At 68.1% G+C, this 16485-nt stretch carries 14 protein-coding genes and 1 pseudogene; 9 read left to right on the top strand and 6 right to left on the bottom strand.

The genetic code is table 11. The annotated features are described in order from the left end of the window. Positions 1 to 5: 5 nt before the first annotated feature. On the bottom strand, positions 6 to 1514 hold the full coding sequence (gene trpE / locus ST3T6A_RS0114650; protein ID WP_019833695.1) for an anthranilate synthase component I: 1509 nt from the start codon (positions 1512 to 1514) through the stop codon (positions 6 to 8). Next, on the bottom strand, positions 1511 to 3466 hold the full coding sequence (locus ST3T6A_RS0114645; protein WP_019833694.1) for a peptidylprolyl isomerase: 1956 nt from the start codon (positions 3464 to 3466) through the stop codon (positions 1511 to 1513). Before ST3T6A_RS0114645 ends, trpE begins: the two co-directional genes overlap by 4 nt. Positions 3467 to 3595: 129 nt before the next feature. Here ST3T6A_RS0114645 and tpiA point away from each other — a divergent pair, with 129 nt between their 5' ends. Beyond that, positions 3596 to 4339: a triose-phosphate isomerase gene (gene tpiA / locus ST3T6A_RS0114640; protein ID WP_019833693.1), complete on the top strand. Its 744-nt coding sequence runs from the start codon at positions 3596 to 3598 to the stop codon at positions 4337 to 4339. Positions 4340 to 4372: 33 nt separating this feature from the next. Here the strand turns inward: tpiA and ST3T6A_RS21725 are convergent, their stop codons facing one another. Then, positions 4373 to 4825 (bottom strand): PilZ domain-containing protein, encoded by a 453-nt coding sequence (locus tag ST3T6A_RS21725; protein WP_162140542.1) that lies wholly within the window; start codon positions 4823 to 4825, stop codon positions 4373 to 4375. 386 nt (positions 4826 to 5211) lie between these two features. On the opposite strand from ST3T6A_RS21725, the pseudogene secG reads away from it, so the two are divergent. Continuing rightward, positions 5212 to 5601: pseudogene (gene secG, locus ST3T6A_RS22255) on the top strand (preprotein translocase subunit SecG); the annotation flags it as partial. A 439-nt stretch (positions 5602 to 6040) separates the two neighbouring features. Then, positions 6041 to 7678, top strand: coding sequence for a CTP synthase (locus tag ST3T6A_RS0114625; protein ID WP_019833690.1), 1638 nt, complete (start codon positions 6041 to 6043; stop codon positions 7676 to 7678). Between the two features lie 3 nt (positions 7679 to 7681). On the opposite strand, the gene ST3T6A_RS20305 is transcribed toward ST3T6A_RS0114625, so the two are convergent. Next, positions 7682 to 7870: a hypothetical protein gene (locus tag ST3T6A_RS20305; protein WP_157602876.1), complete on the bottom strand. Its 189-nt coding sequence runs from the start codon at positions 7868 to 7870 to the stop codon at positions 7682 to 7684. Between the two features lie 46 nt (positions 7871 to 7916). Next, positions 7917 to 8078, bottom strand: a complete 162-nt coding sequence (locus ST3T6A_RS21585) for a hypothetical protein (protein WP_019833688.1) — start codon at positions 8076 to 8078, stop codon at positions 7917 to 7919. 394 nt (positions 8079 to 8472) lie between these two features. Here ST3T6A_RS21585 and proS point away from each other — a divergent pair, with 394 nt between their 5' ends. From proS to ST3T6A_RS0114600, 3 genes are read left to right on the top strand one after another with little or no spacing between them, the layout of a single operon-like run. After that, complete coding sequence (gene proS, locus ST3T6A_RS0114610) at positions 8473 to 9789, top strand: proline--tRNA ligase (RefSeq protein ID WP_019833687.1); 1317 nt, start codon at positions 8473 to 8475, stop codon at positions 9787 to 9789. Between the two features lie 13 nt (positions 9790 to 9802). Further along, positions 9803 to 11050: a lipoprotein-releasing ABC transporter permease subunit gene (locus ST3T6A_RS0114605; RefSeq protein ID WP_019833686.1), complete on the top strand. Its 1248-nt coding sequence runs from the start codon at positions 9803 to 9805 to the stop codon at positions 11048 to 11050. After that, the gene (locus tag ST3T6A_RS0114600; RefSeq protein ID WP_019833685.1) at positions 11043 to 11717 is read left to right on the top strand and encodes an ABC transporter ATP-binding protein; all 675 of its coding nucleotides are present in this window, start codon (positions 11043 to 11045) and stop codon (positions 11715 to 11717) included. The genes ST3T6A_RS0114605 and ST3T6A_RS0114600 overlap by 8 nt, the downstream gene beginning before the upstream one ends. 3 nt (positions 11718 to 11720) lie before the next feature. On the opposite strand, the gene ST3T6A_RS0114595 is transcribed toward ST3T6A_RS0114600, so the two are convergent. Next, positions 11721 to 12692 (bottom strand): bifunctional helix-turn-helix transcriptional regulator/GNAT family N-acetyltransferase, encoded by a 972-nt coding sequence (locus tag ST3T6A_RS0114595; protein WP_019833684.1) that lies wholly within the window; start codon positions 12690 to 12692, stop codon positions 11721 to 11723. 208 nt (positions 12693 to 12900) lie between these two features. Here ST3T6A_RS0114595 and ST3T6A_RS0114590 point away from each other — a divergent pair, with 208 nt between their 5' ends. The 3 genes from ST3T6A_RS0114590 to ST3T6A_RS0114580 all read left to right on the top strand — a co-directional run bounded on the left by ST3T6A_RS0114590 (position 12901) and on the right by ST3T6A_RS0114580 (position 16476). Beyond that, on the top strand, positions 12901 to 13521 hold the full coding sequence (locus ST3T6A_RS0114590) for a YceI family protein (protein WP_019833683.1): 621 nt from the start codon (positions 12901 to 12903) through the stop codon (positions 13519 to 13521). A gap of 155 nt (positions 13522 to 13676) precedes the next feature. Further along, positions 13677 to 14786, top strand: coding sequence for a carbohydrate porin (locus ST3T6A_RS0114585; protein ID WP_019833682.1), 1110 nt, complete (start codon positions 13677 to 13679; stop codon positions 14784 to 14786). 109 nt (positions 14787 to 14895) lie between these two features. Continuing rightward, the gene (locus ST3T6A_RS0114580) at positions 14896 to 16476 is read left to right on the top strand and encodes an aldehyde dehydrogenase (NADP(+)) (protein WP_019833681.1); all 1581 of its coding nucleotides are present in this window, start codon (positions 14896 to 14898) and stop codon (positions 16474 to 16476) included. Positions 16477 to 16485 lie beyond the last annotated feature (9 nt).

The raw sequence follows: 16485 nt of genomic DNA, 5'->3' as shown, positions 1-16485 counted from the left end.
TTAACCTATTGGCCGAAAGTCGCGTCCGCCGCGCGGGCCTCCGCCTCGCGGGCGGCGGCGAAGAGGGCGCCGGCCTTGGCCTCGCATTCCCGCTGCTCGGAAGCCGGGTCGCTGTCCGCGACGATGCCCGCGCCGGCCTGGACGTGCATCACGCCGTCCTTCACCACGGCGGTCCTGAGCACGATGCAGCTATCCATCGACCCGTCGGGCGAGAAATAGCCGACGCCGCCAGCGTAAGCGCCGCGCGTCTCATGCTCCAGCTCGGCGATGATCTCGCAGGCGCGGACCTTGGGCGCGCCCGAGACGGTGCCCGCCGGAAAGCCGCCGAACAGCGCGTCGATCACGTCCTTCGACGGATCGAGCCGGCCCGTGACGTTCGAGACGATGTGCATGACGTGGCTGTAAAGCTCGACCGTATAGCTCTCCGTCACCTTCACCGTACCGGGCGCGGAGACACGGCCGACGTCGTTGCGGCCGAGATCGAGCAGCATCAGATGCTCGGCGCGCTCCTTGGGATCGGCGAGCAGTTCCTCGCGGCGCTCGGCATCCTCGGCGTCGGTCTTGCCGCGCGGGCGGGTGCCGGCGATCGGACGGATCGTCACCTCGCCGTCGCGGGCGCGGACGAGAATCTCCGGCGACGAACCGATCAGCGCGAAGCCCGGAAGGTCGAGGAAATAGAGAAAGGGCGACGGATTGATCCGGCGGAGCGCCCGGTAGAGATCGAACGGCGCGAGCGGGAAAGGCCGCGTGAAGCGCTGCGCCAGCACGACCTGAAAGATGTCGCCGGCTGCGATATATTCCTTCGCGGCGGCCACCATCTCGCCATAGCGGCCGGGCGGCAGCACGGGCTCGGGTGCGGCATCGGCCGTGCCGGTGGCAGGCTGGCGGATGGGCGTGGGCAGGGGCGCTGCGAGACGAGCTTGCGCCGTCTCGATGCGCTCCACCGCTTGCTCCACCGTCACGCCCATGTCGGGCCACACGGGGGCGACCCAGAACAGCTCGTCGGTCAGCCGGTCGAACAGCAGGATCAGCGTCGGCCGCGCGAACAGCATGTCCGGCAGGTCGAGCGGATTGGGGGCGGGGCGGGGAAGTTCCTCGATCAGCCCGATCGTCTCATAGGCGAAATAGCCGACAAGGCAGGCGAGCGCCTTGGGCAACCCCGCCGGCACCTCCATGCGGCAACGCGCCACCAAAGAACGCAGTGCCTTGAGGCTGTCCTCGGCGCAGGGCTCGAAGGCGTCGCGATCCTCCAGCCAGCGCGGGTTGATCTCAGCGCTATGGCCCTTGGCGCGGAACACGAGGTCCGGCGCGAGGCCGATCATGCTGTGCCGCCCACGCGTGCGCCCGCCCTCGACCGATTCGAGGAGATAGTCGCCCCGGCCCGGCTCGATCAGCTTGAGCGCGGCCGAGACGGGCGTGTCAGTGTCGGCGATCTGCCGCCGCCAGACGAGCGCAGGCCGTCCGGCGGCGAGCGCCTCGGCGGCGAGACGATCGCCGGAGCTGGCGGCACTCACTGCGCGACCGGGGTGGCGCCGAGCAGACGCGCGCGGAGCTGGGCGATGGTCGCCTCATTGCGGTGCGTGCCGACCGCGATCTTCGCGGCGCCGGCGAGCTGCTCCAGATATTCGCCCGTCGCGGATTCGACGAGATCGCGGCGCGAGGCGGCGATGGCGGGCGCGACCGTCTTGTCGTCGGCGGCCTCCACCTTGTCGACATGGACGATATACCAGCCGCTGCCATTCTCGGCGGCGACGAGGCGCGTGCCGCCCACCGGCGCACGGAACAGCGCCGCGAGCGGAGCCGGGACGCGGCCCTGCATCTGGGCCAGCTCCATGCGGCGGCCGTTGGTCTGGTGGACCTCGGGCAGCTTGACCGGCGCGGCCTTGAAGGCGTCGGCGACGGGGGTGCCAGCCTCGATCTTCTTCTGGATCGCGGTGGCGATCGCCTTGGCGCGATCATTGGCGCGCGAGGCGCCAAAGTCGGCCGTGACGCGATCCTTCACTTGCGCGAAGGCGATCGGCGCGGCCGGGATCACCTTGGCGACCGAGAGCAGCGCGTAACGCTCGCCCTGCTGGATCGTCTCGACGGTGGGGGCCTCGTCCGGGCTGGCCTTGAAGCCGGCGGCGAGGAGCGGCTGAAGCTCCGGCGCGGGCTTGAAGGCGGGCTGGTCGGGCGCGATGCCGGTGGGCGTGACGGCCGGCGTCTCGGTGACGGCGAGATTGTTGGTCTTCACGATGTCCGCGAAGCCCTGGCCACCGTCGAGCGCGTCCTGCACCTTGCCGACGAGATCGGACAGCGCCTGATCCTGCTTCTGCTTGGTGAGGTCGGCGGCGATCTGCGGGCGGGCGGCCTCGAACGTCGTGGCGGGGATGCGCGTGATGCCGTTCACCTTCACGACGTGCCAGCCGAAGTCCGACTTCACCGGATCGCTCACCGCGCCCTGCGCCAGCGCGAAGGCGGCGGCGGCGACGCCGGCCGAAGTCTGCTGCGCGAACTGGGTCTGGCTCTTGGTGCCGATGGCGATGTCGGCGGCGCTGAAGCCGGCGGCCTTGGCGGCATCCGCGAAGCTCTTGCCGCCCGCGACGGCGGCCTTGAAGGCCTGCGCCTTGGCCTGCGAATCGAGCACGACCTGCGACAGGTCGCGGGTCTCGCGCGCGGCGTACTTGTCGGTGGCCGAATCATAGGCCTTGCGGATGTCCGTCTCGCTCGGCGTCGCGGCGGCGGCGACCTGGTCGCGGCCGATCGGCGCATAGCGCAGCGCGCGGCGCTCGGGCGTGGTGTAGGCGGCGATATGCGCCTTGTAGAAGGCCTGAAGCTCCGCATCGGTCGGCGCCGCGCCGCCGCCCGTGAGCGCAATGGGCACGAAGCCGATCGAGCCGAAACGCTGCTCGACCATGAGATTGGCATAGGGGCGGACCAGCCCGTCCGGCAGCGTCATCGCGCCGGTGACGGGGAGATAGAGCATCTTGCGCACCAGATCGGAGCGGATATCGGAGCGGACGGCCGCATCGGTCAGCCGCTGCTGGGCGAGAACCGCCAGATAGGCCTTCTGGTCGAACTTGCCGTCGACGCCGTGGAAGGCCGGGATCGCGGCGATCTGGCCGTCGATCTGGCGCTTGCTGGCGGCGAGGCCGAGCGACTGCGCGAAATGGTCGAGCGCGGCGCCGCCGATCACCTGATCGACGACCGCCGCAAAGCCGCCCTGCGCCACGAAGGTCGCCATATCGAGGCCGGGCTGCTGCTGCACGGCCTGGGCATATTGGCTGCGGATGCGCTGCTCCATGTCGTTGGCGGTGATCGTCTCGTCACCGATGGTCGCAAGGTCGCCACCGGTCGGCCCGCTGCGGGTGGAGCCTCCGGGCATCTCGTGCGTGAAGACGCCCGTGATGATGAACGCGAGCATGATCAGGCCAAGGAGGCCCAGCGCCAGCTTGGAGGCGAGGGTACGGCGAAAGAAAGCGATCATGCGGGTTCCCGGTAAAGGATCGGATGCGTTTCCCTTAGAAGGCGAGCGCGCGCCCTTCAAGCGAGGCGCTGGCACAAGCGTGCCCTCGCCGCTATCGGACGAGCCCAGAACAGAAAGAATATAAGGGGAATGGACATGCGCAGACGGCTGATCGCCGGAAACTGGAAGATGAACGGCGACCGCGAAAGTCTTGCGGAGCTGGACGGCATTGCCGCGGCGGCCAAGGCGGCCCCGGATGTCGATGTCGTGATCTGTCCGCCCTTCACGCTGATCGAGCGCGCCGTCGCGCGTCAGCCTTCGCTCATCATCGGCGGGCAGGATTGCCATTCGGGGATCAGCGGGCCGTACACGGGCTGCATTTCAGCCGGGATGCTGAAGGAGGCGGGCGCCACGCTCGCCATCGTCGGCCATAGCGAGCGCCGCGCCGCCCAGCACGAGACCGACCCGGAGGTGAAGGGCAAGGCCGAGGCCGCGATCGCGGCTGGGCTCGCGGCGATCGTCTGCGTCGGCGAGAGCGAGGCGGAGCGCGACGCCGGCAAGGCGGCGGAGCGGGTCGAGACGCAGTTGCGCGGCTCGCTGCCGGTGGCGGGCGGGGACGCGCTGGTCGTCGCCTATGAGCCGATCTGGGCGGTGGGCACGGGTCGCACGCCGTCGATGCAGGATATCGGCGCGGTGCATGGTTTGATCCGGGGCGTGCTGCGCGAGCTGCTGGGGGCGGAAAGGGCTGAGGCGATCCGCATCCTCTATGGCGGCTCGATCACGGCCGCGAACATCGCCGAGGTGTTGGACGTGCCCAATGTCGACGGCGTGCTGGTCGGCGGCGCGAGCCTGACGGCGGCGGCCTTCGCCCCGATCATAGAGGCGGCTGCCTGACGGCGGGGCCGGGCGGGAATGCCTCCCGCCCGGTCAGCCGCCGTTCGAGAGGTGAGACGTCACCGTGGCGAGCGGCCGCGTCAGCAGGACATAGACCTCGCGCGCGGCGAAGCCGGCGGCCGTGAGGCCGACCACGCCGATCAGGATATATTGCAGCAGGGCAGAGGTCTGCCGGCTTCTCGTGGCCCTGAAGGCGACGTCCGGGGCAGCGCGCTGGTCGGACGGGGCAGGGCGCTGTGCGGCGGGCGAATCCTGACCGCTGGCAAGGGCTTCCATGTCGATGCGATCCTGCGTCCGGATGCCGAAATTGCGCACCGTCCGCCAGACGGCGCGGCCGACGATGGTCTGCATCCCGTGCCGGATCTCGACATAGGTGCCGGGCTCGGGCGGCTGTTCGGTCCTCACCATCATCCCACGCGAGGAGATGTTGTGGATGACGATGTCCGACCAGGAAGCGCCCATCCGCATCCGGGCTTGAATCAGCACCTTCCGGCGCGGTTCCCGTGGTTTCATCATCGATGGCGCACGGCGTCGCCCGCCGCCGGCCTTCCGCGTCGATCCATCGATCCGGTTCGGAGCAGGCGCGTCCTTCTCACCCGAAAATATTTCCCCGATTATCGAGATGTATGGAATTGTCCTTTCGTCGTAACAGGTTAACAGGTTCCTCCCAAGCGCGTGAACAAGGTTGCCGTGGCGATATCGCTGGCCCGCGGCGCGGATTGCCGGGCGGACGGGCCGCATTCCCGCCGGCGATGGCATGTCGGCCCGCGCATCGCATTGAACTCGTCGCCCACCTTCGCTAGGGAGCGGGCTTGGCCGTCCGGACGTTGCGTTCGGGCGCACTCGCTTTTGCCGAAGAGATCGTCCGACCGATGTTCACCTTCCTGCTCGTCATTCATGCGCTGATCGCGGCGGCGCTCGTCACCGTGATCCTGATGCAGCGGTCCGAAGGTGGCGGGCTCGGCATGGGCGGCGGCCCCGCCGGGCTGATGACCGCGCGCGGCGCGGCCGACTTCCTCACCCGCGCCACCTCGGTGCTGGCGACGCTGTTCGTCGTGATGGCCTTCGTGCTGGCGACCGTCGCCTCGATGCGCAACTCGGCCGGCAAGATCGACACCAGCCTCCAGAATCAGGGCACGCCCGGCACGATCACCGCGCCGCTTCCGGCAGCTCTTCCGGCGACCGGCATCCCGATGATGGGCGCGCCCGCCGCCACTCCGGCGACCGCGCCGCAGCCGGCTCCGGCCGAGGCCGCGCCGGCTCCCAAGCCTGTCCGCGTCGCGCCGACCGCCTCCAGCCTCAAGACGATCGACACCGGCAAGGTGACGGCGAACAGCGGCAACATCGGCATCGGTGGCGTTTCGGGCGGAAGCTCGGCCCACAAGGCGGCCGCTCCGGTCGTCACCCCGCCGACTCCGGCGCCGGCCCCCGCCGCGGCCAAGCCGGTCCCGACGCTCAATCTCGCGCCGCCGGCTCCGGCCACCACGGCGCCCGCCAACGGCAGCATTCCGCAGCCGTAATCCTTCCGGCCTCCCGGCCGTTTCGCTCTCGCCCGCGCCGTGATGGTGCGGGCGTTTTCTTGTCGTGGCGTTGCGATCGCGCTTCAGGCCCCCTCCTGAAGGCGACCATCGTCTCGTCGTGTGTGTATTTGGAGTCGCTGTCTTGCCTCCACATCCCTTCACCCGTTAAGGCCCGACTCCCATGGCGCGGTTCATCTTCATCACCGGCGGCGTGGTCTCCTCGCTTGGCAAAGGTCTCATGGCGGCATCGCTTGCCGCTCTCCTCCAGGCGCGTGGCTATCGGGTCCGCATCCGTAAATTCGATCCCTATCTGAACGTCGATCCGGGCACGATGAGCCCGTATCAGCACGGCGAGGTCTATGTGACCGACGATGGGGCCGAAACCGATCTCGACCTCGGGCATTACGAGCGTTTCACCGGCGTTCCGTCGCGGCAGAGCGACAATGTCACCTCGGGCCGGATCTACCAGACGATCATCTCCAAGGAGCGTCGTGGCGACTATCTGGGCGCGACCGTCCAGGTGATCCCGCACGTGACGGACGCCATCAAGGCGTTCGCGCGCGCCGACACCGATGACCTCGATTTCGTGCTCTGCGAGATCGGCGGCACGGTGGGCGACATCGAATCGCTGCCCTTCATGGAGGCGATCCGCCAGCTCAAGAACGATCTCGGCCGCAACCAGTCGATCTTCGTCCACCTGACGCTGGTGCCGTACATCGCGGCGGCCGGCGAGCTGAAGACCAAGCCGACGCAGCACAGCGTCCGCGACCTGACTGCGCTCGGCATCCAGCCGGACGTGCTGGTCTGCCGTTGCGAGATGCCGCTCCCGGCGGGCGAGCGCGCCAAGATCGCGCTCTTCTGCAACGTGCGCCCCGAAGCGGTCATCCCGGCGCTCGACGCCGAGACGATCTACGGCGTTCCGGCGCAATACCATGCCGAGGGCCTCGACGCCGAGGTGCTGCGTGCTTTCGACATCGATCCCGACACCATCGCGCCGGACATGCGCCGCTGGGCAGACGTCACCGATCGCATCGCCAACCCCGAGGGCGAGGTGACGATCGGCGTCGTCGGCAAATACACCGGCATGAAGGACGCCTATAAGTCGCTCCAGGAAGCGCTCGTCCATGGCGGCATCGCCAACCGGGTGAAGGTCAATGTCCGCTGGCTCGACGCCGAGCTGTTCGAGGGGCCGGAGGCGGATCTCGCGCCGGCGCTGGAGCCGATGCACGGCATCCTCGTCCCCGGCGGCTTTGGCGAGCGCGGGTCGGAGGGCAAGATCTCGTCCGTCCGGTTCGCGCGCGAGAGGGGCGTGCCCTTCTTCGGCATCTGCCTCGGCATGCAGATGGCCTGCATCGAGGGCGCGCGGAACACCGCGGGCATCGAGAAGGCCTCCACCACCGAGTTCGGCCCGACCGAAGAGCCCGTCGTCGGCCTCATCACCGAGTGGATGACCGCGGACGGCCTCCAGAAGCGCGAAGCCGGCGGCGATCTCGGCGGCACGATGCGGCTGGGCGCCTATGACGCCAGGCTCGCGGGCAACAGCCATGTCGCGTCGATCTATGGCGGCACGGCCATCTCCGAGCGTCATCGTCACCGCTACGAGGTGAACGTCCACTACAAGGATGCGCTCGAAAAGGGCGGCCTGGCCTTCTCCGGCATGTCGCCCGACGGCGAGCTGCCCGAGATCGTCGAGCGGCCGGATCACCCCTGGTTCGTCGGCGTGCAGTTCCACCCGGAGCTGAAGTCCAAGCCGTTCGATCCGCATCCGCTGTTCAAGAGCTTCATCGAAGCGGCGGTGAAGCACTCCCGCCTGGTCTGATCCTTACTGGATTCCCAAAGCGTTCATCGCCGCTTGCGTCGCCGCAACGTCATCGTTGCTGCTGGCGTTGGCGGCGGTGTCGTTTTTGGGCTGGCCGCCTGCGAACTCCACCGCCGTCCAGATGATGCCGGCGGCCCAGAGCAGCGCGATCCAGCGGCTCCTGAAGATCGAACGGGTGCGGATGGGCAGCATGGCCCCGATATGCCACATCCCGGTTAGCGCCCGGTAAAGCGAGCGCTCAATTCTCCTGCGGTTGCGGGGAGGGCGGCGTCGCGGGCGGCTCGCTGGGCTGGGCCGGCGGGTCGCTGGGCGAGACGATCGGCGGATCTATGGGCGTCGGCACGGGATCGTCGACGGGCTTGCGCGTCGGATCGTCCGGCTTGGGATGCTGGGTCATCATGGAAAGCTCCTGCGGCGAAGCGCCTGAACGCTCCGCCGCAGGATGGGCTCCCTGTCGAAACGCCCAGGCCTTGCGACCTGGGCGTCCCGCGTGACGAATGCTCGTCAGCCCCCTTTTGGCTTTCGGCCCGCACGTGGTTCCCATCCCCCCTCAGAAACGGGACCACGGGGCCTTAGCCTTCCCCGAACCACGGCCTTGGACCTGTGTTTCGTGGGACAAGGTCTACCGCTCGAAAGTTCAGCTTGTCATCGGCCTTCAAGGGGGTGTTCATCGAATGGACATCTCCTGTGATGTTTCAGCAACATACGCCCCTGTGGTTGCCACTCTGCGCCCCACACAATAGAGCAGCGGAATCCGTTGCATCCCGTGACGGTGCCCCAATTCGAAGGCCGCGATGCGTCTCTCCCGCCATTTCCTGCCCGTTCTCAAGGAATCGCCCTCTGACGCGCAGATCGTCAGCCACAAGCTGATGCTCCGCGCCGGGCTCGTCCGGCAGACTGCCGCGGGGATCTATGCGTGGCTGCCGCTGGGCCAGCGCGTGCTCCAGAAGATCGCGCAGATCGTCCGCGAGGAGCAGGATCGCGCCGGCGCCATCGAGCTTCTGATGCCGACTCTCCAGTCCGCGGATCTGTGGCGCGAATCGGGCCGTTATGACGCTTACGGCCCCGAGATGCTGCGCATCACCGATCGCCACGACCGCGAGATGCTCTATGGCCCGACCAACGAGGAGATGATCACCTCGATCTTCCGGGATTCGGCGCGCAGCTATCGCGACCTGCCGCGCACGCTCTATCATATCCAGTGGAAGTTCCGCGACGAGGTGCGCCCCCGCTTCGGCGTGATGCGTGGTCGCGAGTTCCTGATGAAGGACGCCTACAGCTTCGACCTCGACGAGGCCGGCGCGCGCCACAGCTACAACCGCATGTTCGTGGCCTATCTCAACACCTTCGCGCGCATGGGCCTGCGCGCCATCCCGATGCAGGCCGACACCGGCCCGATCGGCGGCGACCTCTCCCACGAGTTCATCGTCCTCGCGCCAACCGGCGAGAGCGACGTGTTCTATCATTCGAACTGGGAGAAGCCGGCCGAGCTGTCGTCGGTGGATTTCGACGATGTTTCCGGCCTGCAAACGATCGTGTCGGGCTACACCGCCGACTATGCCGCCACCGACGAGAAGCGCGACGAGGCCCGTGAGGCGGAAGCCGGCGCGGACCTCCGCCAGTCGCGAGGCGTCGAGGTGGGCCACATCTTCTACTTCGGCGAGAAATATTCGAAGCCGATGAACCTGCGCGTGCAGGGGCCGGACGGTTCCGAAGTGATCCCGCACATGGGGAGCTACGGCATCGGCGTGTCGCGCCTGATGGGCGCGATCATCGAGGCCAGCCACGATGACAACGGCATCATCTGGCCGGACGCGGTAGCGCCCTACAAGGTCGGCATCATCAACATGCGCGTCGACGACGAGGCCTGCACGGCGGCGGCGGACGATCTCTACGCTAGGCTCCAGAAGGCGGGCGTCGAGGTGCTCTATGACGACCGCGACGAGCGTGGCGGCGCCAAGTTCGCCACGATGGACCTGATCGGCATCCCCTGGCAGATCGTGATCGGCCCCAAGGGCATCGCCAGGGGCGTCGTCGAGCTGAAGCGCCGCTCCACCGGTGAGAAGGTCGAGCTGTCGATCGAGGATGCGCTGGCGAAGGTGGTCGGGTGAGGGCTTTCGTCTCGTGATCCTCGGCCGCACCGAGCGGATGGTCGCCCGGCGCTATCTGCTGCCGGGCCGGGGCGAGGCGTTCATCTTCCTCGTCGCCTCGATCAGCCTTGGCGCGGTGGCGCTGGGCGTCGCCGCGCTGATCGTGGTGATGAGCGTGATGAATGGCTTCCGCGCGGAGCTGTTCGACAAGATCGTGGGCCTGAACGGCCATGCGGTCATCCAGGGCTATTCGGGCCACGGCCTCACCAACTGGCGCCAGATCGCGGACGAGGCGAAGGCGACGCCCGGCGTCACCAGCGCCATTCCGCTGATCGAGCAGCCGCTCGCCGCAACCGTGGACGGCCGGGTCGAGCCGATCCTGCTGCGCGGGATGCGCGTTGCGGACCTTCGCGACACGATCAAGGGCGACATCAAGCAAGGCAATCTCGCCGAAGTGACGCCCGGCTCCGGCAATGTCGCGATCGGCACGGGCCTCGCGCAGGCGCTGGGGCTGACCGTCGGCGACCAGATCAGCGTGGTGAACCTCTCAGGGCAGGCGACGCCCTTCGGCACCGCGCCGCGCATCGTCAGCTATCGCGTGGCGGCGACCTTCGAGGTCGGCGTCTATGATTTCGACAAGGCCTATGTCGTGATGCCGATGGAGGATGCGCAGACGCTCCTCCTGCTGGGCGATACCGTCCAGATGGTGGAGCTGCGCACCGTCGACCCGGATCGTGTGACGCAGATTCTGACCCCGCTCGCGCCCAAGGTGATCCGCGACGGCGTCGTCAACGACTGGCGGCAGATGAACGCTTCGCTGTTCCAGGCGCTGGAGGTGGAGCGGGTGACGATGTTCGTCGTGCTCGGCATCGTCATCCTGATCGCGGCGTTCAACATCCTGTCGTCGCTCATCATGCTGGTCCGCGCCAAGACGCGGGACATCGCCATTCTGCGCACCATGGGCGCCAGCCGGGCCGCGATGCTGCGCATCTTCATGACGGTGGGCATGACGATCGGCGTGCTCGGCATCCTTGCGGGGATCGTGCTGGGATCGGTGTTCCTCTTCTTCCGGCAGGATGTGGTGGATGTGATCCAGCACATCACCGGCGCGCAGCTCTGGGACCCGTCGATCCGCGTGCTGACCGAGCTTCCGTCCAAGCCTGACCCGCTCGACATCACCGTCATCATCGTGATGACGTTGGTGCTGACCTTCCTCGCGACGCTCTATCCGGCCTACAAGGCGGCGAGCACCGATCCCGTGCAGGTGCTGCGCTATGAGTGAGCCGGTTCTCCACGTCACCGACCTCAAGCGCTCCTATGAGCAGGGCGGGCAGACCATCCATGTGCTGCGCGGAGTGAACCTGTCCGTGGCGCCGGGCGAGATCGTGGCGCTGCTGGGGCCGTCGGGCTCGGGCAAGTCGACGATGTTGCAGGCGATCGGTCTGCTCGAGGGGGGCTTCGAGGGCTCGATCCGCATCGCGGGCGAGGAGGCCGCGCGGCTCGACAATGACGGGCGCACCCGTGTGCGGCGCGAGCGGCTGGGGTTCGTCTACCAGTTCCATCATCTCCTCCCTGATTTCACGGCGGAGGAGAATGTCGTGCTGCCCCAGATGGTGCGCGGCGCGATGCGGGACGAGGCGGACGTGAGGGCGAAGTCGCTGCTGACCACGCTCGGCCTGTCGCACCGGCTGGACCATCGCCCGTCCAAGCTCTCCGGCGGCGAGCAGCAGCGCGTCGCGGTGGCCCGCGCGCTCGCCAATCGTCCGGCACTGGTGCTGGCCGACGAGCCCACCGGCAATCTCGACGAGGCGACGGCGGACGTCGTGCTGGTCGAGTTCCTGCGGCTGGTCCGGGGCGAGGGCTCGGCCGCCGTGGTCGCCACGCATAATGAGCGGCTCGCCGCGCGGATGGACCGCGTGGTGCGTCTCCACGACGGCGTGCTGGCTTAAGCGTTACAGCGGGTAGGACATCGCGACGTTGCACCGCTCATAGCGGCTGCCATAGGTCGCCATGATCTCCGCGTCGTGCACGAAGCCGAGCTTCTCGTAGAGGTGGATGGCCGACGCGCATTTCCGGTTGGTGAGGAGATAGAGCCGGCCCATCGCCATCGCCCGCGCGCGTTCGAGGATGCTGGCCAGCAGGAATTCGCCCGCCTTGCGCCCGCGCGCCCTCTCCGACACGCCCATCTTGGTCAGCTCGAAGCTGCCCTCGTCGATGCGGATCAGTGCGCAGGTGCCGACCACCCCCAGCTCCGCATCCTCGACGAACAGGATGATGCCGCCGCGATCGATGATCAGCTCGCGCGGATGGGAGAGGATCTGCCGGTCATTCTCCTCCAGCACGAACATCTGCTCGATCCACTCGGCGTTGATCCGGTAGAAATCCTCCGCGAGATCGTCCGAATATTCGCGGATCGAGAGGCCGGTCGCGGCCTGCGAGGCGTCGAGGGTGGCGGTGTTCACGCGCATCTCCATGGAGCAGTGATCGAGCTTGGTTTCGAGCTGGCCGATCTGGTCGAGCAGCGCGCCCGAGAGGTCGCCGCACAGATCGGTGACGACCAGATCGAGTGGCGGCCAGAGCACGGCCTTGGCGCGGGCCATCAGCGCCTTGCCCGCCTCCGTCAGCGCGAGCGTCTTCTGGCGCATGTCCGCATCGTCGCGGCTGGCGGCGAGCAGGCCGATGTCGAGGAGCGATGAGGCTGTCCGCGTCACGGCGGGCTGGCTGACCCCCAGCGCCTCCACCGCGTCTCCGATGGTGAGGGGGCCATAGCGATCGATCGCGGCGAGCAGGGGGAATTGGGCTGGCTGGATCGGCAAGCCGCTCGCCTTGAGCAGCCGTGCGGCGTCTGCCTGGAGCCGTTCGGCGAGCCGCTTCAGCCGGCTGCCAAGGAACAGATATCCCATATCCGCCAAGATGTCGGCCATGCGCTTCTCCCGAGTCGGAAGAAACATAACATGCTATCTATATTCTCGGGAATATCGGATTGCGGCTTGAGCGCACGTCGGGAAGAAGCACGATCGTTCGAAAAAACTGGAATGTATCTTCAATATTATCGCGATTTCCTTGCAAGGATCGTCCGTCTTATGACCGAAGGCCAACACGGCAAACCGCTTCCCCGCACAGGATTTCCCGATGACCCGGACCCTCGCTTCCGCCGCGATCGCGCTGTTTGTCGCGTCCGCCTCCATCGCCGCCGCGCCGGCCGGCCCGGCCAATCCCGACCCCAGGGCGCTGACCGCCGGCAGCTACACCGTCGAGCCCAACCACACGCGCGTCCAGTTCACGGTCGCGCATATGGGCTTCACCGATTGGTATGGCGACTTCACCCATGTCGCGGGCACGCTTCAGATCGACCCGGCGCATGTCGAGGCGAGCAAGCTCGACATCAGCATCCCGGTCGCCTCCGTCTCGACCACCAATGCCACGCTCGACGGCGAGTTGAAGAGCGACCAGTGGCTTGACGCAGGCCAGTTCCCGACGATCCGCTTCGTCTCGACCAAGGTGGTCCGCACCGGCCCGTCCAGTGCGACGATCACCGGCGATTTCACCCTGCACGGCGTGACGAAGCCGGTGACGCTGGTCGCCAGCTTCAACGGCGCGGGCGTGAACCCGCTCGACAAGGCCTATACGGCCGGCTTCAACGCCACGACGACGATCAGGCGCTCGGACTATGGCGTGAAGACCTATGTCCCGCTGATCGGCGACGAGACGGTGATCCGCATCAGCGCGGCCTTCGTTCGCAACGCGTCGTAACGCGCTTCTCCGGGCCGGCTGCGCTTCTTGCCGGCCCGGATCTGGCAAACGGCTCGGCATGTTCGGGCGATTTTAACAAAACTGCCTTGATCCGGGGCTAGCCGGGCCGGGTGGGTAGAAGCCGTCGATCGATCGGGCGTTTATGTGCGGCCGTGATGCTCGCGCTCGCCGTCGCGCGTCCGGCATGGGCGGGTGATCCGCCCTCGGTGTCGGCGAGCTACATCACGGATGTGATCGGCAACGCCTCGGGCGGGGTGGAGCGCGGCGTCGACTGGATCGGCCGGCTCGACCTCACGGTCGCGAGCGGAGACCGGCTGTTCGGCATCGACGGCGCCCATGCCCAGTTCGACATGATGCTGCTCCACGGTGGCGGTTTCTCGGCGGTGCGCACCGGCGACGGGCAGGTGCTCGACAATATCGACGCGCCCCACGCCGTCCGCCCGTTCGAGGCGTGGATCAGCGTGCCGCTCACGCCGCGCCTGCGGGCAAAAGCAGGGCTGGTCGACCTCAACAGCGAGTTCGACCCGCAGAATGTCGGCACGCTCTTCCTCAACAGCTCGTTCGGCATCGGGCCGGATCTCTCGCAAGCGGGACTGGACGGCCCCTCCATCTTCCCGGTGACCGCGCCGGGGATGGTGCTGGCCTATGAACCGGCGGGCTGGTCAGCGCGGCTCGGCGTGTTCGATGCGCTGGCCGGCGATCCCGAACATCTCCACCGTGTCTTCCCGGATTCGTTCGGGCGGCATGGCGCGCTGGTGATCGGGCAGGCGTCGGCGCTGATCGGCCCCGTGGTGCAGGCCTATGCGGGGGCATGGGCGTTCACCGATCCCCTGCCGCGTATCGACGCGCCGGGAGAGGCGCGGAGCGCGGGCGGCTATGTCGAGATCGAGGCGCGGTTGCTCGACGACGGGCCGACCCGCGCGCTCAAGGCGTGGGTGCGTGCCGGCAAGGCGACGGAGCGCGCGAATCCGATCGGCACCTATGTCGGCGGCGGCTTCACCTGGGGCGGGGACCGGCGCATGGCGGGCATCGCCGTGGCACGCGCCATTCTCGGCGATCCGGCATGGCGCGCTGGGCAGCCCGCGGTGCCCGCGCCCTATCGTGCGGAGACGGCATGGGAGATCACCGCCCGCGAGCGCATGGGACGCGGCCTCTTCCTCCAGCCCGACATGCAATATATCGTCCATCCGGGCTGGGCGCCCTCTGTCGGCAATGCGCTCGTCCTCGCTCTCCGGCTGCAATGGAACTGGCTGGGGGGGCATTGAGACGGGCCCTGCAGAAAATCGTTCAGACCCCTTTGAACTCGGACGCAGGAACGCCTAGGTCGGCGCGGGTGCTCACTGTGGGAGCGCTACCAATTCGGGAGAAGACGCGATGCTGGATGGATCAAGCCTGATCGGTGGACAGTCTGTACGGGGCGGGGACCTGTTCCAGGCGGTCGATCCGTCGACCGGCCAGTTGATCGCGCCGGAATTCGCCGGTGTCGGCGCGGCGGAAGTGGCGCAGGCCTGCGCGCTGGCGGACGAGGCCTTCCACAGCTATCGCGAGACCGACCCGGAGACGCGCGCCCGTTTCCTCGAAACCATCGCCGATAATATCGAGGCGCTCGGCGACACGCTGATCGAGCGCGTCATGACCGAGAGCGGCCTGCCGCGTGCCCGCCTCGAAGGCGAGCGCGGGCGCACCTGCGGCCAGCTCCGCCTGTTCGCTTCGGTGGTCCGTTCGGGCGACTGGCTGGGCGTGCGCGTCGACACCGCGCTGCCCGAGCGCAAGCCGCTGCCGCGCCCCGACATTCGCCTCCGCAAGATCGCGATCGGTCCGGTCGCGGTGTTCGGCGCGTCCAACTTCCCGCTCGCCTTCTCGGTGGCCGGCGGCGACACGGCCTCGGCGCTGGCGGCGGGCTGCCCCGTCGTCGTGAAGGGCCATCCGGCGCATCCGGGCACGGGCGAGCTGGTCGGCCGCGCGATCCGCGACGCGGTGAAGGCCTGTGGCCTGCATGAGGGCGTCTTCTCGCTGCTTCAGGGCACGACCACGGCGCTGGGCGGCACGCTGGTCGCCGATCCGCGCATCAAGGCGGTGGGCTTCACCGGCTCGCGTGGCGGTGGCCTCGCACTGGTGAAGATCGCGGCCGAGCGCGCCGAGCCGATCCCGGTCTATGCCGAGATGTCGAGCGTGAATCCGGTCGTGCTGTTCCCGGCGGCGCTCGCTGCGCGCGCCGAGGCGATGGCCGAGGGCTTCGTCGGCTCGCTGACGATGGGCGCGGGCCAGTTCTGCACCAACCCCGGCATCCTGCTCGCGCTCGAAGGGCCGGACCTTGATCGCTTCGTTGCCACCGCGACCAAGACGCTCACCCCGTTGGCGCCGAGCACCATGCTCACGCCGGGCATCCACAGCGCCTATGAGAAAGGCGTGGACGCCTTCGCCCAGCATCATGGTGTCGAGACGCTGGCGCGCGGCGCCGAGAGCACCGGCCCGCACTGCGCGCGAGGCGCCCTGTTCGCCACCAGCGCCGTGGAGTTCATCGCCGACCCGGCGCTGAGCCATGAGGTGTTCGGCTCCTCTTCGATCCTCGTCCGCTGCAAGGACATGGGCGAGGTGGCCAAGGTGCTGGAAGGTCTCGAAGGCCAGCTCACCGCCACGCTCCAGATGGACGAGGCGGATGTCGAGCTTGCCCGCCCGCTGCTGCCGATCCTGGAGCAGCGCGCCGGCCGCGTGCTCGCTAATGGCTGGCCGACCGGCGTCGAGGTGAGCCATGCGATGGTGCATGGCGGCCCCTATCCGGCGACGTCGGATGGCCGCACCACCTCGGTCGGCACGCTGGCGATCGAGCGCTTCCTGCGCCCGGTGAGCTATCAGAACCTGCCCGACGCGCTGCTGCCGGAGGCGCTCAAGGCGGCCAATCCGCTCGGCGTGCAGCGTCTGGTCGACGGGAAGACCGAACTCGGCAACCGCTGAGCCGGATCA

This window comes from Sphingomonas sp. PR090111-T3T-6A (assembly GCF_000383095.1).
Lineage (GTDB): Bacteria > Pseudomonadota > Alphaproteobacteria > Sphingomonadales > Sphingomonadaceae > Solisphingomonas.
This window is presented reverse-complemented; position numbering and strand designations above follow the sequence as displayed.